Genomic DNA, 19,473 nt, shown 5'->3' with positions numbered 1-19,473 from the left:
CCCCCGGTCCGGGTCTCAGCCCATCAACTCCACCTGGACGATGTGCTGGCCCAGGCGCACGCGATCCCCGGGGCGCAGCGGCCGATCCACCGACGCGGCGATGCGCACGAAGGTGCCGAGGCCTCCAGAGAGGTCGCGCAACTGGGCACCGGCGGGCGTGAAGCTCAGCTCGCAGTGCCGGCCGGCCATTCCGTCTTCCTGCGGGTAGGTGAAGTCGCAGTTGGCCTGGCCGATGGTGAGCAGCGGCGCGGACGTCACCACCGTGCGGCCGCTGCGGCCACCCACCAGGACTTCCTCGACGCCGTACACCCCCTGTCCGGGAGGGACGGGGGCTCCGTAGACGGTAGGGCGCCCGGCGAGGGGTGGCGGGGCCTCGAGCTTGCCGAGGAACCGGAAGAGGCGCTGGCCCGCACTGAAGAAGGACATGGGCGCGATCGTCTCGGCACCGGGGATGGTGACGTAGACGCCCGAGGCGCTGGACTCATCGCGCACATGCAGCACGTTGTCCTTGATGAGGAAGGTGGCGTGCTGGGGGGAGACGAAGACGTCTTCCGCGAAGAGGATGGCCCCGCGCGTCCGGCCCACGGTGCAGCCGGTGACGGGCAGCTTGAAGCGCTGGCCCCGGGTGGCTCCCGCGACCACGGCCAGCCCGAAGCGGGAGGCGGCGGGGACGGGACGGGCTCCCGAGGCGGGCGCGGCGGCCGGCTTGGGCGCGGCCACGGGAGGCGCCGAGGGGGGCGCGGCGGGGCGTGTCAGGGGCGCCGCCGGGGAGCGGGGCGCGGCCACGCCGGGCGCGGCGCGGGTGGCCAGGGGGATGCCCCCCCGCCGACGCCACGGGGGGTGGGGTCCGGGAGGAGGCCGGACGGAGACCGGGCGGGGACTCGGGCGAACGGCCGAGCCCTGGGGGCACCCGGGACGTACCGGAGCCAGGCTTGCCCGCGGCGGAGGCGGGCGGGGTCCTCGAAGGTGGCGGCTTCGCCGTGGCCGGCGCCTCGCTCAGCGAGGTGCCGCAACTCGCGCAGACCTCGGCGCGAGGGGGGTTGTAGCCGTCACAGTTCGGGCAGACCACGGCAAGGGCGGACAGCAGGAGCTGTGACATGGGCAGATCGACTCTAGGAGTGGCTGTAACGCCGGGTCAACGAAAGCGAGCCCCGCGCGAATCCCGAGGTTGTGACGTTGCCCCCCCTGGGGGCGGCAGTTAGCATTGCTGACGATTCGATGATTCGCCTCAACGACATCCTCCAGCGGGTTGCCTCCTATCATCCGGACCCCGATCTGGACATCATCAAGAAGGCGTACGTCTACTCGGCCAAGGTTCATCAGGGCCAACTACGCAAGTCGGGAGAGCCTTATCTCATCCACCCCCTCGAGGTCGCTGGCCTCCTGGCGGAGCTGAAGTTGGATGAGGCCTCCATCGTCACGGGCCTGCTCCACGACACCATCGAGGACACGCTCGCCACCTCCGAGGAGCTCACGGAGCTCTTTGGCCCAGAGGTCGCCCAGTTGGTGGACGGGGTGACCAAGCTGTCCAAGTTCTCGGCCTCGGCCACGCTCTCCCAGGAGGAGAAGCAGGCGGAGAACTTCCGCAAGATGATCATCGCGATGGCGCAGGACATCCGCGTCATCCTCGTGAAGCTGGCGGACCGCACCCACAACATGCGGACGCTGGATCACATGGCCGAGGAGAAGCAGCGCCGCATCGCCCAGGAGACCCTGGACATCTACGCGCCGCTGGCCAACCGCCTGGGCATCAGCTGGATCAAGACCGAGCTGGAGGACCTGTCCTTCCGCTACGTGAAGCCCCAGGACTTCCTCGCGCTGCAGGACAAGCTCAACAAGCGCAAGAAGGAGCGGGAGAAGTACATCGAGGACGTCAGCGACCTCATCCAGGGCAAGCTGGAGGAGCGTGGCCTGAAGGGCGACGTGAGCGGCCGCTTCAAGCACGTCTACAGCATCTACAAGAAGATGAAGTCGCAGGGGATCGAGTTCGAGCAGATCCACGACATCATCGCCTTCCGCATCCTCATGCCCGCGGTGCCCAGCTGCTACGAGGCGCTGGGCCTGGTGCACCAGCTGTGGAAGCCGGTGCCGGGACGCTTCAAGGACTTCATCGCCATCCCCAAGCCCAACATGTACCAGTCGTTGCACACGACGGTGGTGGGGCCGCTGGGCGAGCGGATTGAAGTGCAGATCCGTACCCCGGACATGCACAAGGTGGCCGAGGAGGGCATCGCGGCGCACTGGGCGTACAAGGAGGGCAAGGCGCTCACCGTCAGCAAGGACGACGAGAAGTTCGCCTGGCTGCGCCAGCTCATGGAGTGGCAGCAGGACCTCAAGGATCCGAAGGAGTTCCTGGAGACGGTGAAGGTGGACCTCTTCACCGACGAGGTCTTCGTCTTCACCCCGAAGGGGGACGTGAAGAGCCTGCCGCGCGGGGCGACGCCGGTGGATTTCGCCTACGCCATCCACTCGGACGTGGGTGGGCGGTGCGTGGGCGCCAAGGTGAACGGGAAGATCGTCCCGCTGCGCTACAAGCTGAAGAACGGGGACACGGTGGAGGTGCTCACCAGCCCCCAGGCGCACCCGTCCAAGGACTGGCTCACCTTCGTCAAGACGAGCCGGGCCCAGCAGCGCATCCGCGCCTTCATCAAGCAGCAGCAGCGCGAGAAGAGCCTGCAGCTGGGGCGCGAGCTGCTGGAGCGGGAGCTCAAGCGCTACCAGCTCAACTTCAACAAGCTGCTGAAGACCGGCGCGCTGAAGAAGACCTGCGAGGAGCTCGGCTTCCGGGTGGAGGACGATCTGCTGGTGGCCCTGGGCTACGGCAAGGTGGTGCCCAACCAGGTGATCGTCCGCGTGGTGCCGCCGGAGAAGCTGGCGGCCAGCTCGGGTGATGGCAAGCCCACCTCGGCGGAGACCCAGGCGCAGAGCAGCGGCGGTAGCAGCAGCATGCTGCCGGGGCTGTCGAGGGTCACCGACTTCGCCAAGAAGCTGGTGGGGAAGCAGAACAGCAGCGGAGTCCAGATTGGCGGCGTGGACGACGTGCTGGTGCGTTTCGGCCGGTGTTGCAACCCGGTTCCGGGAGATCCCATCGCGGGCTTCATTACCCGGGGCCGGGGCGTGACGGTGCACACGCTGGGCTGCGACAAGGCGCTGGCGACGGATCCCGAGCGCCGCGTGGACGTGTCCTGGGACGTGCGGGGCGACTTCAAGCGCCCCGTCACCCTGCGCGTCCTGACGGCGGACCGGACGGGCCTCCTGGCGGATATCTCCAACACCTTCTCGAAGAAGGGCGTGAACATCTCCCAGGCCAACTGCCGGGCCACGGGGGATGACCGGGCGGTGAACACCTTCGAGGTCATCATCTCGGACCTCAAGCAGCTCACCGATCTGATGCGCACCATCGAGCGTCTGCCGGGCGTCTTCTCCGTCGAGCGCATCTGAGGTGCCGCGTCACTCCTCTCCCTCTCCTCTCGGGAGAGGGTCGGGGTGAGGGTGCCTGTCACCGTTCTCCACCCTGCGTCCCACCCCTCCAAGGGGTTGGCCGTGCGCCGGGCAGATGCTAGAGCCGCCGCGGACGCGCGGCCGCTCCTGGCCGCCTCGTATCCGAGGTGAACTCATGGCTCGCAAGATTGTGCACTCCGACGACGCGCCCAAGGCGATTGGCCCCTATTCGCAGGCCGTGCAGGTGGACTCCGGGAAGATGACCTTCCTGTCCGGGCAGATCCCCCTGGATCCCAAGACGATGCAGATGGTGGAGGGGGATGTCATCGACCAGTCCGAGCAGGTGATGAGGAACCTGGGGGCGGTGCTGAAGGCGGCGGGCCTGGACTTCTCGCACGTGGTGCGCTGCACCATCTTCCTCACGGACCTGGGCGACTTCGCCAAGGTGAACGAGGTCTACGGCCGCTACTTCACCGGAGCGCCCCCGGCTCGCGCCACCGTGCAGGTGGCCGCGCTGCCCCGCGGCTCCAAGGTGGAGATCGACGCCATCGCGGTGTCCTGAGTGCACGGTGGGGGAGGGGAAGACCCTCACCCCGGCCCTCTCCCAGAGGGAGAGGGAGCGCCCGCGAGGGAGCCCGCAAAGAGAAAGGCCGCCGGACCCATTGCGGTCCGACGGCCTTTTTCATTCACCGGAGGCGGGGATTACTTCTGGTCCGCCGCGACGGTGCCCTTCTTCTTCGACAGCTCCTCGTCGATGACGCGCTTGAAGGCCTCGAAGGGCTGCGCGCCGACGACCGAGCGGCCATTGATGAAGAAGGTGGGGGTGCCGTTGACGCCCACGCGGGTGGCCTCGTTCATGTCCGTGGTGACCTGGGCGTCGTACTTACCCGAGTCGAGCGCGGCCTTGAACTGGCCCATGTTCAGACCCAGCTCCTGCGCGTACTTCTCGAGCGAGGCGCGATCCAGGGCGCGCTGATTGGCGAACAGCTTGTCGTGGTACTCCCAGAACTTGCCCTGCTCGTTGGCGGCCAGCGCGGCGGCGGCGGCCGGCTTGGCGTTCGCGTGGAAGGGCAGCGGCTGGTTCTTGAAGGCCACGCGGACCTTGCCCTTGTACTCGTCCTCGATCCGATTGAGCGTGGGCAGCACGCGGCTGCAGAAGGGGCACTCGAAGTCGGAGTAGGCCACGATGGTGACCGGGGCGTTCTTCGGGCCACGCACGGGGGCGTTGCCCACCTCGATGTTCTGCACGGGCGGCTCGGCCGGGGCCTGAGCCTGGGGAGCGGAGCCGTTGGACTTCACGCCCTCCTCGACCGCCTTCGCGTACAGGTCCGCGGGCCTGGTGCCAGCGGCCAGCAGCTTGTCGGCGCGGGCCTTCTCGTCCTCGATGATCCGCTTGAAGTTGTCGAAGGGCTGGGCGCCCACGAACTCACGGCCGTTGATGAAGAACGTCGGGGTGCCATTGGCGCCCACCGCGGCACCGGCGGAGGCATCGGCCTCCACCTTCGCGCGGAACTTGCCGGAGTCGAGCGCGGCCTTGAACTGGCTCATGTTCAGACCCAGCTCCTGGGCGTACTTCTCGAGGTTGGCGCGATCCAGGGCCTTCTGATTCTGGAACAGCTTGTCGTGGTACTCCCAGAACTTGCCCTGCTCATGGGCGGCCATGGAGGCCTCGGCGGCGCCCTTGGCGTTCGGGTGGAAGGACAGCGGCTGGTGACGGAACACCACGCGCACGTCCTTGGGGTAGGACTCCTTGATCTGCTTGAGCGTCGGGCCGACGCGGCTGCAGAAGGGGCACTCGAAGTCGGACCACTCGACGATGGTGACCTTGGCGTCCTTGGGGCCGAAGGAGGGGGAATCGGCGGGCACGTCCACCTTGCGGTAGGCCTGCGCCGGAGCCTGCTGCTCCTGCGGGGCCTTGCTGGGCGCGGACTCCACGCCCTTGGCGATGATGGCGGCGTACACCTGGCTGGCGGGGGTGCCCGAGCGCGTCAGGGCCTCGGCCTTGCCGAGCTCCTCGTCGATCAGCGCCTTGAAGTTGTCGATGGGCTGGGCGCCGGAGAGGAAGCGGCCGTTGATGAAGAAGGCCGGGGTGCCGTTGGCGCCGAGCTTGCCGGCGAGGGCCTGATCCCGGTCGATGATGGCGGAGAACTCGGGCTTGGCCAGGTCCGTCTTCCAGCGGGCGACGTTCAGGCCGATCTCCCCGGCGTACTTCTCCAGGTCCGCGTCCTCGAGCGCCTTCGCGTTGGCGAAGAGCTTCTCGTGGTACTCCCAGTACTTGCCCTGCTCACCAGCGGCCATGGCGGCCACCGCGGCGGGCTTGGCGCGCGGGTGGAAGGAGAGCGGGTTCTGCTTCATGACCACGCGCAGCTTGTTGCCGTAGTCCTTCTGGAGCTGCTTCACCGTCGCGTCGGCGCGGGAGCAGAAGGGGCACTGGTAGTCGGAGAACTCGACGAGCGTGACGAGCGCGTCCGCGCTGCCCTTCACGGGCGAGCCGTCGATGGGAACCTTGAAGACGGTGGGGTCGACCTGCCGGGCATTCTGGCGGGGCGCGTTGGCGGCAGCGGCCGCCGTGGGCTTGTTGGCAGCGGCGGAAGCCGTGGAGCCGCCGTTGATGGCGCGGCCACCGGCGAATCCCAGCACCAGGCCCACCAGCAGGGCCACGATCACATTGGGTTTCATGAGTCTGTTCTGCTCCTAGAGTACGTCGTCAGGTCCGACTACGATCCCGGGCTTTATCAAGTCAGCAGGGCGCGGGTAGATAACAGAGCCCGTTCCGAGCACGCAAGGCGGGCAGGCCTGCTCGGACTGGGTGAAGACCCCACCCAGGGCCCCGGAAACACAAGGGTTTTCGGTGAAAATTCCTCCGGCGGTTCCGTGCTCCAGGCCTACACTGGGCCCATGCAGCCGGACGTGCGCGTGGACGCCTCGGGGACTTACTCGTCCCGTTCCCACTCCTGGAGATCGCGAAGGCCATCCGCCGGCTCGCCCCGGGGACGCTGGTGGAGCTCGTGGCGACCGACCCCGGGGTGCAGGCCGATCTGCCCGCGTGGTGCGAGGCCACCGGCCACGCCCTGCTCGGCCTGGAAAGGCGCGGGGCGGCCTGGGTGGCCTGGGTCCGCAAGGCGGACGGAGGGGCGTGAGAGGAGGCGGGGCACCATCGGACGCTGGTGACCTGAACCGCCCCGGAGTTTCACCCCGGATTTTCCGGGGGATTTCTTTCCGCCCCTGCCCGCTACGTGAGCTGAAGCACCCGCTCCTCCAGCCGGCGGCCCCGGGAGACGCCCAGGATGAGCACCCCGGTCTGGAGCAGGTGGCCCACGACGCGGCTGATGACCTCCTCGGGCTGGTGGGCCTGGCCGTCGAAGCGGACGTGGAGCAGCGTCTCGCCCTCCATGCGCGCCGAGGTGACGCCGGGCAGGGCCTCGAGCTCCGGGATGATGACGGTGCCACGGGCCACCTGGACGCGGAACTCGGCGGACTGGCCGGTGAGCTCGGTCATGGTGCCGGCCTGCGCCAGCTTGCCCCGGTCGAGGATGGCCGCCGCGTCGCACAACTGCTCCAGCTCCTGGAGGTTGTGGCTGGAGACCACCACCGTGGTGTGCTGGTCCTTCAGCTCGCGGATGACCTGGCGCACCTGGTTGGCGATGCGCGGATCCAACCCGGCGGTGGGCTCGTCGAGCAGCACCAGTGGCGGACTGCCCATCAGGGCCTGCGCCAGGGCCGTGCGCTTGGCCATGCCGTGGGACAGCGCGTGCGTCTCCACGTCCCACGCCTCGATGAGGCCCACCCGCTCCAGACACGTGCGCGCCTCCTGCTCGGGATTGGCCACGCCGCCCAACCGCCCCCAGTACGTGAGCAGGGGGCCCACCTTCCAGCCTCCGGGCAGGATGGCGTCCTGGGGCAGCACGCCGATCTTCCCCTTGAGGGAGCCATCCACGCGGGGGTCCACCCCCATCACCCGCAGGGTGCCGCTGCTGGGCCGCAGGTAGCCGCACATCATGGAGAAGGTGGTCGTCTTCCCCGCACCGTTGGGGCCGATGAGCCCGTACACCTCGCCCCGGTTGACGGTCATGCTCACCCCATCCACCGCCACCTTGGGGCCGAAACGCCGGGTGACCTCGACGATCTCGATGGCGCGCTCGCTCACAGGTCCCTCTCCCGCAGGATGACGATGGCGCCGCCGAGGAACAGCAGCGTGAAGACGACGTAGGCCATGCCGCTCACCGCGAACTCGGCCAGCCCGGGGTGCAGCAGGCCATTGGCGTAGTGGGACGGCGAGAGGTAGCGCACGTACGCCACCGGGCTGTCCTTCGCGGCGAAGCCGCCGATCAGGTTCACCAGCCAGAAGCCGAAGAGCACGAAGATGTTGACGATGAGGCTCAGCGCCGGCGCGCGGAACAGGCTGGAGCACAGCGTGGTGAGCGCCAGGTACGAGAGCGAGAACACCACCGCCGCCAGCCAGAACTTCAGCAGGTTGAACGCGAAGGACCCGAGGGTGAACTCCGGTGTGGTGAGCCAGGCGTAGACGAAGATGCCGGCGTCGATGATGAGCACCAGCCCCAGCAGCACCGTGGCCTGGGACAGGAACCTGCCCAGCAGCAGCGACAGGCGCCGGGCCCGCACGGTGAGGTAGCGGATGGAGCGCGGGCCCACCTCGCCGCTCACCTGATCGAAGCCCATGATCGCCACGTAGAGCGGCAGGAAGAAGAGGGTGGCCTTGAAGACCACCACCACCACCAGCGGCACATGCGCCAGGGCCTCCATCACCGCTTGATCGCCTCCCACCAGGAACCCGAGGAAGCCCTTGCGGAACTCCTCCGTCACCTGGCTGGCCGCCGACGCGTCCGCGCCGGCCTGGGCGATCTGCATGTCCAACTGCTCACGCAGCGCCCGGGTGATGCCACCCACCACCAGCAGCACCAGCAGGGAGAACAGGCTGTAGAGTGCCAGCAGCGCCAGCACCCGGCCACTGCGCAGGGTGCGGCGGCACTCGGCACTCCAAACCACTGCAGTCTCATTCAAGACGTTCAAGGCAGGTGGACCCTATCGGGCCCAGGAAGGGCTCGCCAGGATTCTCGCTCTCCAGGGGAACGCTCACAGCGGAATGGACGTCTCGACAGGGGCGGGTACCATGCCCACCCCCCACTCGCGCCACGGTTCTGCATGATGCTCTCCCGGGCCCTCCCCGCCACGCTGCTCCTCCCCCTGTTCCTTCTGCTCATTGGCGCGGACGATGGACGTCCGATGGAGGAGGGGAGTGCGCCCGTCGCCGAGGCCGCCTCCCCGGATGCCGGGCTGGCGGACGCGGGCATCGCCGGGGCCACGGATGGCACCGGGAGCGAGGAGTTTCTGGGACTCGCCCCGCCCGTGCCGGTGCCCTCGCGGGAGTCGGATCCGCCCATCACCCGCCTGCGCTCGCTGACGGCCAAGCAGGACGTGCTCGCTCGGGCGAAGAAGGACGCGCAGGGGCGCCTGGTGGTGCCGGGGCCCCAGGGCAACGTGCCGCTGACCATCGACCCGGTCCTCCAGTCGCAGCTCACCGGCATCCTCTCGCAGTACCGCGTGCCCTATGGAGCGGTGGTGGTGCTGGAGCCCTCCACGGGCCGCGTGCTGGCCATGGCCGAGCACTCGCGGGCCCAGCCGGGGTTGCGTGGACTGGCCACGCGCGCGGTGTTCCCCGCGGCCAGCATCTTCAAGATCGTCACCGGCGCCGCGCTGCTGGAGGCCGGGGTGACGCCCGATGCCGAGACGTGCTTCCACGGCGGTAAGCGGCGGCTCTCCGAGAAGCTGCTGCGGGACAGCGAGCGGGATGGCCAGTGCCACTCGCTGGCCGAGGCCATGGGCAGGAGCGCCAACGTCATCTTCGCCAAGCTGACGCAGCGCTACCTGTCGCCCAAGGCGCTCAAGCACGCGGCGGCCCGCTTCCACTTCAACCGGGAGCTGTCCTTCCCGGTGCCCACGGACGTGTCGCTCGCCGCCGTGCCGGAGGAGGACGAGTTCCGCCTCGCCCAGACAGGGGCGGGCTTCGGGGACGTGTACCTCTCGCCGCTGCATGGCGCGCTGCTGGCGTCCGTGGCGGCCAATGGGGGCGTGTGGAAGGACCCCGTCCTCTTCGATACCGGCGCGGAGGCCCAGGCCGACAAGCCCGCCGAGCAGGTGCTGTCGCCCGAGGTGGCGCGTGACCTGGCGACGCTGATGGAGGCGACGGTGACGAAGGGCACGGCGCGCCGCATCTTCCGCGAGCGGGGCATGGGCGTGCCGGGCGCGGTGGGCAAGACGGGCACGCTGGCGGACCGCAATCCCTTCCGCGACTACTCGTGGTTCGTGGGCTTCGCGCCCAGGGACAATCCAAAGGTGGCGGTGGCGGCGGTCATCGTCAACGAGCCCATCTGGCACATCCGGGCCACGTGGCTCGGCCGTGAGGCCATGCGCCTGGGGCTGGCGCGCCTGCCTCCGGGTTCGCTCGTGGCTCCCGCGAAGGACGAGGAGCCGCGGGAGCAGGCTCCCGCGGAGGAGGAGTCCGAGGAGGAACTGTCCTCCGAGCCGGTGGCCGGAACCCCCGCCGAGCCGGGCAGCAAGTCGGCGATGACGCGGCCCTGAGGGGGCGCGCTCCCTCTGCCCCTGGGCGCTACGGAACCTCGGCCGGCACTCCCAGGCCGCGCAGCCAGGTGTCGGCGAGCGGCTTGGGATCGTAGCCCGTCTCGGCCTTCACGAGGTCCAGCAGTTGCTGCATGCGCGCCGTGCCGCCCACGTGGCGCTGGTAGAAGCCGGCCAGCACGCGGTCCATCGCGTCGGCGCCAATCTCCTTCTCCAGCGCGCGGTAGAAGAAGGCCCCCTTCTTGTAGGGGATGTTGGACCAGAGCGGATGGTTGAGGATGTCGATCTCGTTGCACGTGGCATCCGGCAGCGCCTCCGTGTCGCGGCGCGCCACCGCCCGCTCCAACACTCCCTTCCAGCCGGCCCACACCTGCGCCTCGGCCTCCACGCCCTCGGTGGCGCGCACCGCGCGGGCCGTGAGGTACTCGGCGGTGCCCTCGGACAGGACGAAGTCCTCCCAGCACTGGATGCGCACGCCATTGCCGTACCAGCCGTGGGCCGCCTCGTGATGGTGCACCAGCTTGTCTTTCATGGCGTCCGTGGCCACGTGCCAGTACGGGTGGTGCTCCATTCCTCCATAGGCTCCCTCGCCCCAGTTGGCCGACACCGAGCCCACCTTGTTGCCGAAGGTGTAGGCGCCGTACTTCTTCTCGAAGAAGTCCACCGCGTCCTTCAGGTGCAGCGTGCCCTCGGTGGCCGCCGCCTCCTCACCCGGCAGGTACCAGACGGACACCTGGGTCCCCGCGCTGGTGCTGCCCAGCGGCTTCTCGGTGTACTCACCCACCGCCCAGGCCAGCATGTAGGCCGGAGCGTCGCCCGGGATGCGCGTGGGGTACACCGCCGTCTTTCCCGCGGGCACGTTGCTCAGCTCGAGCGAGAACTTCACGCCGTCTTCCAACTGCGGGTGGCAGGGGAAGAGGTTGGAGCAGAAGGACGGCCACAGGAAGGTGGTCCCGCTGGGCAGGTACCCGTCGAAGTCCGGCGACTGGCCGAGGGTGTAGTCGATGAGGACGTGGCTCGCCCACTCGGGCACGCCGATGTCCAACTGCCCATCCTCCACCGTGTAGTTCAGCGCGCCGCAGCGGCTGCGCACGCCGGTGACCTGCAGGTTGCCGACCTTCAAGGACAGGGCCCCGCTCTCGGCGTCCGCCACCTGCACGCGAGCCGTGGCGCCCAGCGATTCGAGATTCACGCTCAGCGCCAGGGAGCGGATGTCGCGCGATGGATCCTGGCCGGGTTGGGGCGACGTGCTCAGCTCCGAGTCATCGCAGAGTCGGGGACACGCGGGCAGCTCCGCGCCGTTCTCGGGCACCGGGCACGCCAGCGACTCCTCGGTGGGCGCCGGCTCCGTGGGGCGGCAGGCCCAGAGGCTCGTCAGCAGCAGGAAAGTCGTTGTTCTCGAAGGGCTCAGGCGCATACGTATTCCGTGGGAAGCAGGGTAGTCCGGTAGGCCTCCTATCACAGGCGACCGGCCCGTGTGGGCCGTGGGCCGTTGAGCCGGACAGCTTCCCCGGGAGGCGTCATGTCAGGGCAGGACGAGGTCATGCGCGGGATCACCGAGGCCATCGAGCGCGGCCAGCGCGGTGAGCGTGAGGAGGCTCGTCGGATGTTCGCGGAGATCTGGAAGGAGCTGTCTCCCGACGGCGATCCCTTCCACCGGTGCTTGCTCTCGCACTACATGGCCGATCTGCAAGACGACCCACACGAGGAGCTGGCCTGGGATCTGCGCGCGCTCGAGGCCGCGGACCTGGTTCCCGAGGAGCGGGCGCGCTCGTATCACGAGACGCTGTCGGTGAAGGGATTCTATCCCTCGCTGCACCTCAACCTCGCCGAGGACTACCGCAAGGTGGGGGACCTCGCGCGCGCTCGGGAGCACGTGGCGCGAGCGAGGGACTCGGTGGAGGCCCTGGGGGATGACGGCTATGCCCGGATGATCCGGGCCGGAATCGAGCGCCTCGCGCGGCAACTGCCTTCCGAGTGACCCGAGTGCCCCGGCCGTGGAAGCGGGTGCTCCGCCGCTCCGGCAGCGGGCAACCGCTCTCCAACCGTCCATTGTTCGTGCTACGGGAGAACCGTGGAGACGTGGGTCACACCTTTCGAGCCGCAGCCCGCCCCTGACGCCATCGCCGGGTCCTTCCCGAGCCCCTTCGACGAGCTCGGTCCCCACGCCCTGGCGCGCCGGGCCGCGGAGCTGTTGCAGGCGGAGTTCCGGGCGGGCTTCGTCGCCCCGGGGATTCCGGCCGCGCTGCTCGATGGTCCCGAGGGCGGCAAGATGTTCGGCGTGCTGGTCGTGCGGGCCCCCGATGGACGCATCGGGTTCCTCCGGTCCTTCTCCGGCATGCTCGCCGGGCGATGGGCGGTTCCCGGTTTCGTCCCACCGCTCTTCGACCGAGAGGCTCGCGAGCACGTGGAGCCCGCGGGCGAGGCCGTGGTGAAGGCGTTGCTCGCCCGTGCCGAGGCGATGCGGACCTCGCCGGAGCTCACCGGGCTCCGGGCCGCCCATGATGCGCAGGAGGCACGTCACGCCGCGGAACGCACGGAGTTGCGCGCCAGGCACGAGGAGCGCAAGCGGCGGCGCCACACGCGGCGGGCCGAGCTGGAGTCCTCGAACGCGCTTACGGCGGAGGAGACGCGCGCGGCCCTCCATGCGCTCGACCAGGAGAGCCGGGGCGACAAGGCGGAGAAGCGCCGGATGGATGCGGCCCAGGAGGCCGAGCGCCAGGCCATCGCGCCCAGGTTGGCGCGGCTGGAGCGGCGTCTGCGCGCCCTCGAGCGCCTGCGGTGGATCGTCTGCCGCGCGCTCATGAAGCGGCTGCATGACACCTATGGGGTGTCCAATGCCCGGGGCGAACGCCGTCCACTCCGGGCCCTGTACGCGCCGGGAGAGCCGCCCTCGGGGGCCGCCGATTGCGCCGCTCCGAAGCTCCTCGCCCATGCCTTCGCCCACGGCCTGCGCCCGCTGGCGCTCGCCGAGTTCTGGTGGGGCACTCCGCCCTCCTCGGGGGGACGCGCCGCCGGTGCGTTCTACGCCGCCTGCCGCGACAAGTGCGCGCCCCTGCTTCCCTTCATGCTGGAGGGCCTGCGCGTCGACTCCCCGAGGCTCTTCGCACCCCCCTCCGTCGTGACCGGAGACCTGTCCGTCGTCTTCGAGGACGCCTGGATCGTCGTGGTCGACAAACCCGAGGGCCTGCTCTCCGTGCCCGCGAAGGACACCTCGGTGACGGACTCGGTGCTCGCCCGGCTCCGGGCCCGCTATCCGCACGCGACGGGCCCGCTGCTCGTGCACCGGCTCGATCTGGACACCTCGGGCCTGCTCGTCGCGGCGCTCGACTCACGCACGCACGCGGCCCTTCAGCGGCAGTTCGCCCAGCGGGAGATCCACAAGCGCTACGTGGCCTGGGTCGAGGGCCTCGTCCAGGGCGAGGAGGGCACCATCGACTTCCCCATGCGCGTGGACCTCGACGACCGCCCCCGGCAGATCCACGACCCGGTGCATGGCAGGGCCGCGGTGACGCGGTGGCGGGTGCTCGAGCGGCGCGGACCGCGCACCCGGGTGGCCTTCTTCCCGCTCACCGGCAGGACCCACCAGCTGCGCGTGCACGCGGCGCATCCACTCGGCCTCGGCGCCCCCATCGTCGGGGATCGCCTCTACGGCCACGAGGACGTCCGCCTGCACCTGCATGCGGAGTCGATCTCGTTCCTGCATCCGGAGACCGGCCGGCCCGTCTCCTTCGAGCGGCCCGCCCCGTTCTGAGCCGCGGCGAGGCGCTGTTGAATCACCACCGCGCGTAGAGCAGGGGACAGCTCCCATCTGCCTGACTGTGTCACCCACGCGACAGCGACCGTCTGGGAGTGCCATGGATGCAATCATTCGCGCCCGCCGTCTCCCCTGGCGGGCTTGCAAGGCATTCAGGGTCATGGAGGGATGCGCTCGCCTTCACGTTCCGTGAAGGCAGTCATCAACAGGGGGAGAAATGGAGAGCCATCCGGAGACGCGCCGTACCGCCGCTCGCAGGCTGCGCATGGAGGCCGCGGAGCTCGCCTTCAATCGCGTGCATCCGATCCACGCCAACAATGGGGACGAGTTCCTCTACCGCGACAGCAAGACCAATGGCATCACCTACGCGGGCAGCTTCACCAAGGGTCTGCCGCATGATGCGCAGGGCTTCCTCGTGACGGAGCCCGGCCAGCTGGATCCCTTCAATCTGTTCGTGCAGGGCATCCAGTCCGGTGACCCGAAGGATTTCATCCGCACCCCGCTGGGGCCCCCGGGGTTCAACCCGAGTGTCCGGCCTGACTCCTGGAAGTCGCGGAGCGCCAAGAGCACTCTCGGCAAGGACGACAACGCGGGCGCGGACGTGCGCGGCTGGGAGAGCGCTGGCGCGGGGCACACGTTCGATCTGGAAGGGCCGGACGCCCAGTCCGTCACCATGCCTCCCCACCCCAGGCTGGACAGTGCGGAGCTGGTCGGGGAGATGGCCGAGCTGTACCTCATGGCGCTGCTCCGGGATGTTCCCTTCGCCCGGATGCGCGAGGGGAAGGGCACTGCCCGGCTCGCGCAGGCCATCGAGCTGCTCAACTCACTGGACTGGTTCCAGGCGAAGCCCGCGGATCTGGGCGCCAATGAGCGGTGCCGGCACCGCCCGCTCCTCACGGAGCAGACGGTCTTCCGTGGCATTACCCCTGGCGAGCAGCAGGGGCCCTACCTGTCGCAGTTCCTCCTGGTGGGCAACGAGCACCTGGGCCGCAAGGGCAGCAAGCCTCACGTCCGGACGGACGGCTACATCCAGTACGGAAGCATCCGCATCGATCAGCGGGTCCGGGTGGCCAGACCGGGCAAGGACTACCTGACCACCTTCGAGGCGTGGTGGGACGTGCAGAATGGCGCGGATCTGCGCGGGTTGGAGGAGTACGAGCCGGGTGGCAAGCAGGGGGAGGCCTTCCGCTTCATCGCCACGCCGCGGGACATGGCCACCTGGGTCCACTACGACGCGCTCTACGAGGCCTACCTCAACGCGTGCCTCTTCATGATGGCCATGGGCATCCCTTTCGATCCGGGCATTCCCTTCCAGGCCGCCGACAACGTGGACAAGCAGCAGGGCTTCGCCCAGTTCGGCGGCCCCCACATCCTGTCCCTCGTGACGGAGGTGGCCACGCGCGCGCTCAAGGCCGTGCGCTACCAGAAGTACAACGTCCACCGCCGTGCGCGCCCCGAGGCCGTGGGCGGGCTGATCGACATCTGGTGCCGCACCAAGGACTCGCGCGCGAACGTGGTCAACCAGAAGCTCGTGCCCACCTTCCAGGGCGCGAAGCTCGGCAAGCACTCGCTGCTGGAGGTCATCGCCGCGCACAACCGGGAGCAGAACAAGGCGGATGACCGCAAGCACGACGCCAGCGCCAGCGGTGACACGTTCCTGTTGCCCATGGCCTTCCCCGAGGGCTCGCCCATGCACCCCTCGTACGGGGCCGGACACGCCACCGTGGCCGGCGCATGCGTCACCATCCTCAAGGCCTACTTCGACCATGGCTACGTGCTGCCCTTCTGCTACGAGCCCGCGGAGGACGGCTCGCGCTTGGAGGAGGTGAAGGACTGCCCTCCGCTCACCGTCGAGCACGAGCTCAACAAGCTGGCCGCCAACATCGCCATCGGCCGCAACTGGGCCGGCGTGCACTACTTCTCCGACTACATCGAGTCCATGCGTCTGGGGGAGCAGATCGCCCTGGGCATCCTCGAGGAGCAGAAGCTCACCTACCGCGAGACCTTCACCATGACGGTGCCGCTCTTCGACGGCACCATCGTGCGCATCTGAGCACCTCGGTCCATGGGACGAGCGGTCCGCTTCCTCGTCACCTCATTGGACCGGTGGAATCCGCGAGCCCCTCCTCGCCTGGCTGGGAGGGGCTCTGGTCTTGCCCTCGCCAATGGGTACCCGCCGACTACCAGAACACGATCAAGGACGACGCCCGGTCATTCCAGTTGTACCAGCGCGGGAACCAGCCGGACCAGCCGATCCACCCGAAGAGGCCGACGTGGGGGATGGCCCAGCCGCGGCCGAGCCACAGCTGATGGCCTCCGAAGTTGGAGTGCTCGAAGAGGACCGTCCAGCTCGAGCAGGGGCTGTTCCACACGGACGAGATGCGATCGTTCCAGAAGCCACCCAGGTTGCCGAGGGCCTGGCCCGGCCACACGGAGAACCGCGAGCCGCCGAAGAAGCTGTGCTCCCAGTAGTGCGCGGGAGGGCAGAGGAGCTGCCTCTCCTTGGGCTGCTCCGAGGGCATCTGGCCCGTCTTCTCCATGTAGACCTTCAGGTCCTCCGAGGTGCGGAAGCCCTGGACGACGTCCAGCTCCGCGGAGCGCGAGTCGAGCACATAGTGCCCGATGTGCACCCCGGCCTCCTGGAGCTCCTCGGCCGAGTACAGCTTGCCATCCACCAGGATGGGCAGCTCCGGGAGGAAGCCCTCATCCGGCTTCTCCTGGGACTCGGGGCGCGGATCCTGGAAGGCCAGGCCGAGCGTGGCCGGGTAGATCTCCGCCTCCTTGTTGACGACGGGCTCCAGCTCGTTGGGGGGGACGGGCTCGATGCCTCCACCCGCGGCGAGGGCCGGGCCACTCACGAGGCCGAAGGCGAGAACCAGCGAACCGATCAGCTGCTTGCGCTTCATGGATGCTCCTTCAGGGGATGAACAGGGGTGAAACAGCGTCTCCTGGCCTTTCTGCAATCGCAGGGCCAGCCTGTTTGTCCTGTTTATCAAGAGGGAGGCGTCTTCCTGTTTATTCCGTTTGTGGTCTCGCGAGCCACGCACGTGAGCGCACGGTGTTGTCCGGCCGTCCACAGGGGGGCGCGGAGCTTCGCCGCGCCCGTCTCACCGGGGCGTGAGCTTCACCAGCCCGCCGTCCACGAAGGCCTGGAAGTACTTCAACGCCTCCAGCTCCTTCAGCGGGGACATGGAGATGATGGCCCCCAGGTCACGCTTGCCGTCGATGCGCGACAGCAGGTAGCGCTCGGGGGTGCTCAGCTGCAGCGACTTGAGCTGTGCCGCGGACATCTCCAGCGAGGGCACCTGGGGCCTGTCCACCATCTCCCGGCGCAACATCCCCACCAGCGCGGCCTCCGCCGAGCGCAGCAGCGCCTCCGTCTCCGGCGTGGGCGCCATCTCGTGCGCCCGGCGCGCGAGCGCCTCTCCGTCCCGGAAGTTGCCGTTCTCCAGGAAGGACTGCGCCGCCTGGATGACCTCGCTCGTGGGGGACTCGGTGCCGATCACATCCACGTCCACCACCTGCGCCTCGTCTTCCTCCGAGGGCGTGGGCCGCTGGCGTCCCGGCGGCGGCGTGGCCGAGACCTTCACCGCCTCCAGCCGGTAGAGCGCGTACAGGCGCTGGTACACCAGGAAGTCCGAGGCGTGCAGCACCCTGGCCAGCTCGTCGATGGTCAGCCCCTCGCGGATGCGCTTCACCAGCTTCGCGTCCAGGGTGCCCGGCTTGGGCGGCTCCGGCAGCCGGCCCTCGTCCACCGTCAGGTACAGGTTGCCCGAGGGAAACGCCGCCCGGATGGACTGCCAGGCCGTCTCGCGGAAGTCGCCCTCGCGGCGCACCTCCGTCAGGTCCACCCGCGCGTCCACGCCCTCCACCTCCGCCACCGCCCCCGCGTCGAAGGAGAACTCGCCTTCCTCCCAGCGGAACATGTCCAGCAGCGTCTCGCGGAACTTCAGCGAGAGCGTGGCGCGCACCGTCGGCTCGGACACCAGCCCCGTCATCACGATGATCTTCCCCAGCGGCACCTGGGTCTCGCGCTGGGTGGCGAAGGCCATGCTGAACTGCTCCTCGCTCAGGTGCCCCATGTTGATGAGGAACTGGCCGAGGAACTCGCGCGGCTGGTTGGAGCTGGCGCTGATCACCTGCCCGGCCCGTACGAGGATGAGCTTGCGCACGCCCGCCCGAATGACCCGCAACGTGCCCGTGGCCCGCCGGCCGCCGAGGTACGCGACGAGATCCCTCAAGGGCATCGTCGAGAAGTCACCTGACAGACCGCGCATGACGTCACATCCTTCTGCCGAATGATTGTCCGACTCTACTCGAAACCGAACTGTTGCCTCTGCGACCAGGCCAAGGAAGTCCTGGAGCGGGTACGCGAGCGCATCCCCTTCGACCTGGTGGAGGAGGACATTCGCGCCGATCCCGCCACCTTCGCCGCGTACCGCTACGACATCCCCGTGGTCATCATCGACGGCCGGGACACCTTCAAGCTCCGGTTGGAGGAGACCGAGGTCGAGGCATGTCTCCGGAGGGCGATAAATGGCACGCCGGTTGCTCATTCCGGTGGCCATGAGGAGTAACTCCCTTCCCACCCTCAGGAAAAACAGGGGGATGCGAAGGGGCGGCGGCGGGAAGGGCTGTAAACCTGGGGAGAACGCCGGAGGAACGATGGGGAAAAAGGTTCTGGCCGGACGGGGGACACGGTGGCGTTGAGGAGCAAGCACAAGAGGGCGGACCAACCCCTCACGGTGTTGGTGGTGGAGCCGCGGGCGGGAGACCTGGAGCGCACGAGGGTGGAGCTGGGTGAAGCGGGCTTCCGGGTGGTGCCAGTGACGCGCTTCGACGCGGCGGGGCCGCTGTTCGAGGCCATCCGGCCGGACGCGGTGGTGCTGGCGGCTCAGGCGCCGGACTACGCGGCCGTGTCGGTGGCGCGGCGGCTGCGGCAGATGGGCCGGGGCGCGGTGCCCATGCTCTACCTGGTGGACTCGGGGGACCGGGAGGCCTGGCGTCACTGCCTGGAGAAGGGGCTGTGCGTGGACATGGTGCCGCGCAGTGGCTCGGGCGAGGAGCTGGTGCTGCGCCTGCGCGCCCAGCTGCGCCTCAAGGCGGCCGTGCGCCGGGCGATGCTGCCCGAGGACGCGGGCTCGGCGGTCCTGCATGATCCGCTCACCGGGCTCTACAACCGGCCCTTCCTGCTGGAGCTCATCGCCCTGGAGACGCGGCGCATCGAGCGCTTCGGGGGCAGCTTCTCGGTGGTGGCGGGGGCGCTCGGGGACTACCGCACCCTGCGCAAGGAGTCCGGCAGGGGCCTGGCCGAGCGCCTGCTCGTGTACTGCTCGGTGGTGTTCGGCCAGACGGTGCGCGAGGCGGACGTGGTGGCGCGCGTGGGCGAGGACGAGTTCGCGGTGCTGCTGCCGGGGACGCCGGCGGAGGGAGTGCCGGACGTGATGGCGCGCGTGGGCGAGCGCTTCGCCCTGGCGCGGTTGCAGGTGGAGGGCAAGGTGCTGCGTCCCTCGTTGGCGTTGGGGGCGGTGAGCTATCCGGACGTGGTGGGGTCGCCGGTGCAACTGCTGACCCAGGCGCTGCAGTCGCTGCGCAGGGCTCGCGAGGAGCGCCGGAGCGGCACCGGAATGGGACTGACGGTTTGATCGAGGGATGAGCCCAGCGGGCGTCCCACGGAG

Annotated in this window: 16 protein-coding genes; 9 read left to right on the top strand and 7 right to left on the bottom strand. The window is 69.1% G+C overall.

What is annotated here, in order from left to right:
• Positions 1-15: 15 nt before the first annotated feature.
• Positions 16-786 (bottom strand): FHA domain-containing protein, encoded by a 771-nt coding sequence (locus Q664_RS21105; protein ID WP_235216799.1) that lies wholly within the window; start codon positions 784-786, stop codon positions 16-18.
• Positions 787-1,218: 432 nt separating this feature from the next.
• Between Q664_RS21105 and Q664_RS21100 the strand changes: the two genes are divergently transcribed.
• A complete protein-coding gene (locus Q664_RS21100) occupies positions 1,219-3,441 on the top strand; it encodes a RelA/SpoT family protein (RefSeq protein WP_043398465.1) in 2,223 nt (740 codons plus the stop codon).
• Between the two features lie 175 nt (positions 3,442-3,616).
• Positions 3,617-4,003 (top strand): RidA family protein, encoded by a 387-nt coding sequence (locus Q664_RS21095; protein WP_043398462.1) that lies wholly within the window; start codon positions 3,617-3,619, stop codon positions 4,001-4,003.
• Between the two features lie 140 nt (positions 4,004-4,143).
• Here Q664_RS21095 and Q664_RS21090 read toward each other — a convergent pair whose 3' ends face one another.
• A complete protein-coding gene (locus Q664_RS21090) occupies positions 4,144-6,120 on the bottom strand; it encodes a DsbA family protein (RefSeq protein WP_043398460.1) in 1,977 nt (658 codons plus the stop codon).
• 320 nt (positions 6,121-6,440) lie between these two features.
• On the opposite strand from Q664_RS21090, the gene Q664_RS61080 reads away from it, so the two are divergent.
• Positions 6,441-6,581 (top strand): sulfurtransferase TusA family protein, encoded by a 141-nt coding sequence (locus tag Q664_RS61080; protein ID WP_235216798.1) that lies wholly within the window; start codon positions 6,441-6,443, stop codon positions 6,579-6,581.
• Between the two features lie 92 nt (positions 6,582-6,673).
• On the opposite strand, the gene Q664_RS21080 is transcribed toward Q664_RS61080, so the two are convergent.
• Together Q664_RS21080 and Q664_RS21075 are read right to left on the bottom strand one after the other, a co-directional pair.
• On the bottom strand, positions 6,674-7,588 hold the full coding sequence (locus Q664_RS21080; protein WP_043398457.1) for an ABC transporter ATP-binding protein: 915 nt from the start codon (positions 7,586-7,588) through the stop codon (positions 6,674-6,676).
• Positions 7,585-8,448 (bottom strand): ABC transporter permease, encoded by an 864-nt coding sequence (locus Q664_RS21075; RefSeq protein WP_235216797.1) that lies wholly within the window; start codon positions 8,446-8,448, stop codon positions 7,585-7,587. Before Q664_RS21075 ends, Q664_RS21080 begins: the two co-directional genes overlap by 4 nt.
• 156 nt (positions 8,449-8,604) lie before the next feature.
• Between Q664_RS21075 and Q664_RS21070 the strand changes: the two genes are divergently transcribed.
• Positions 8,605-10,041, top strand: coding sequence for a penicillin-binding transpeptidase domain-containing protein (locus Q664_RS21070; protein ID WP_043398451.1), 1,437 nt, complete (start codon positions 8,605-8,607; stop codon positions 10,039-10,041).
• Between the two features lie 28 nt (positions 10,042-10,069).
• Here the strand turns inward: Q664_RS21070 and Q664_RS21065 are convergent, their stop codons facing one another.
• The gene (locus Q664_RS21065) at positions 10,070-11,455 is read right to left on the bottom strand and encodes a M1 family metallopeptidase (protein ID WP_043398448.1); all 1,386 of its coding nucleotides are present in this window, start codon (positions 11,453-11,455) and stop codon (positions 10,070-10,072) included.
• A gap of 105 nt (positions 11,456-11,560) precedes the next feature.
• On the opposite strand from Q664_RS21065, the gene Q664_RS21060 reads away from it, so the two are divergent.
• From Q664_RS21060 to Q664_RS61075, 3 genes are all read left to right on the top strand, one after another.
• A complete protein-coding gene (locus Q664_RS21060; RefSeq protein ID WP_043398445.1) occupies positions 11,561-12,019 on the top strand; it encodes a hypothetical protein in 459 nt (152 codons plus the stop codon).
• A 93-nt stretch (positions 12,020-12,112) separates the two neighbouring features.
• The gene (locus Q664_RS21055; RefSeq protein WP_043398443.1) at positions 12,113-13,792 is read left to right on the top strand and encodes an RluA family pseudouridine synthase; all 1,680 of its coding nucleotides are present in this window, start codon (positions 12,113-12,115) and stop codon (positions 13,790-13,792) included.
• Between the two features lie 220 nt (positions 13,793-14,012).
• On the top strand, positions 14,013-15,848 hold the full coding sequence (locus Q664_RS61075) for a vanadium-dependent haloperoxidase (protein ID WP_043398441.1): 1,836 nt from the start codon (positions 14,013-14,015) through the stop codon (positions 15,846-15,848).
• Positions 15,849-15,975: 127 nt separating this feature from the next.
• On the opposite strand, the gene Q664_RS62215 is transcribed toward Q664_RS61075, so the two are convergent.
• Together Q664_RS62215 and Q664_RS21040 are read right to left on the bottom strand one after the other, a co-directional pair.
• Positions 15,976-16,701, bottom strand: coding sequence for a peptidase inhibitor family I36 protein (locus Q664_RS62215; protein WP_043398439.1), 726 nt, complete (start codon positions 16,699-16,701; stop codon positions 15,976-15,978).
• 201 nt (positions 16,702-16,902) lie between these two features.
• Positions 16,903-18,072, bottom strand: coding sequence for a DUF4388 domain-containing protein (locus tag Q664_RS21040; RefSeq protein WP_043398436.1), 1,170 nt, complete (start codon positions 18,070-18,072; stop codon positions 16,903-16,905).
• Between the two features lie 21 nt (positions 18,073-18,093).
• Here Q664_RS21040 and Q664_RS21035 point away from each other — a divergent pair, with 21 nt between their 5' ends.
• Both Q664_RS21035 and Q664_RS21030 read left to right on the top strand, forming a co-directional pair.
• Positions 18,094-18,372 carry a glutaredoxin family protein gene (locus Q664_RS21035; protein WP_043398432.1) on the top strand — a complete coding sequence of 93 codons (279 nt, stop codon included), beginning with the start codon at positions 18,094-18,096 and terminating at the stop codon, positions 18,370-18,372.
• Positions 18,373-18,501: 129 nt separating this feature from the next.
• On the top strand, positions 18,502-19,440 hold the full coding sequence (locus Q664_RS21030) for a GGDEF domain-containing protein (protein WP_152622247.1): 939 nt from the start codon (positions 18,502-18,504) through the stop codon (positions 19,438-19,440).
• Positions 19,441-19,473 lie beyond the last annotated feature (33 nt).

It is taken from the genome of Archangium violaceum Cb vi76 (genome assembly GCF_000733295.1).
GTDB classification, from domain to species: domain Bacteria; phylum Myxococcota; class Myxococcia; order Myxococcales; family Myxococcaceae; genus Archangium; species Archangium violaceum.
The sequence above is the reverse complement of the archived record's forward strand: the minus strand, read 5'-3'. Positions and strand labels throughout refer to the sequence as shown.

Excerpts from the sequence above, each read along its gene's own strand:
- Q664_RS62215 (WP_043398439.1), bottom strand. The coding sequence starts at position 16,701 with ATGAAGCGCAAGCAGCTGATCGGTTCGCTGGTTCTCGCCTTCGGCCTC.
- Q664_RS21090 (WP_043398460.1), bottom strand. The coding sequence starts at position 6,120 with ATGAAACCCAATGTGATCGTGGCCCTGCTGGTGGGCCTGGTGCTGGGA.
- Q664_RS21095 (WP_043398462.1), top strand. The coding sequence starts at position 3,617 with ATGGCTCGCAAGATTGTGCACTCCGACGACGCGCCCAAGGCGATTGGC.
- Q664_RS21035 (WP_043398432.1), top strand. The coding sequence starts at position 18,094 with ATGATTGTCCGACTCTACTCGAAACCGAACTGTTGCCTCTGCGACCAG.
- Q664_RS21070 (WP_043398451.1), top strand. The coding sequence starts at position 8,605 with ATGATGCTCTCCCGGGCCCTCCCCGCCACGCTGCTCCTCCCCCTGTTC.
- Q664_RS61075 (WP_043398441.1), top strand. The coding sequence starts at position 14,013 with ATGGAGAGCCATCCGGAGACGCGCCGTACCGCCGCTCGCAGGCTGCGC.
- Q664_RS21060 (WP_043398445.1), top strand. The coding sequence starts at position 11,561 with ATGTCAGGGCAGGACGAGGTCATGCGCGGGATCACCGAGGCCATCGAG.
- Q664_RS21100 (WP_043398465.1), top strand. The coding sequence starts at position 1,219 with ATGATTCGCCTCAACGACATCCTCCAGCGGGTTGCCTCCTATCATCCG.
- Q664_RS21065 (WP_043398448.1), bottom strand. The coding sequence starts at position 11,455 with ATGCGCCTGAGCCCTTCGAGAACAACGACTTTCCTGCTGCTGACGAGC.
- Q664_RS21040 (WP_043398436.1), bottom strand. The coding sequence starts at position 18,072 with ATGCGCGGTCTGTCAGGTGACTTCTCGACGATGCCCTTGAGGGATCTC.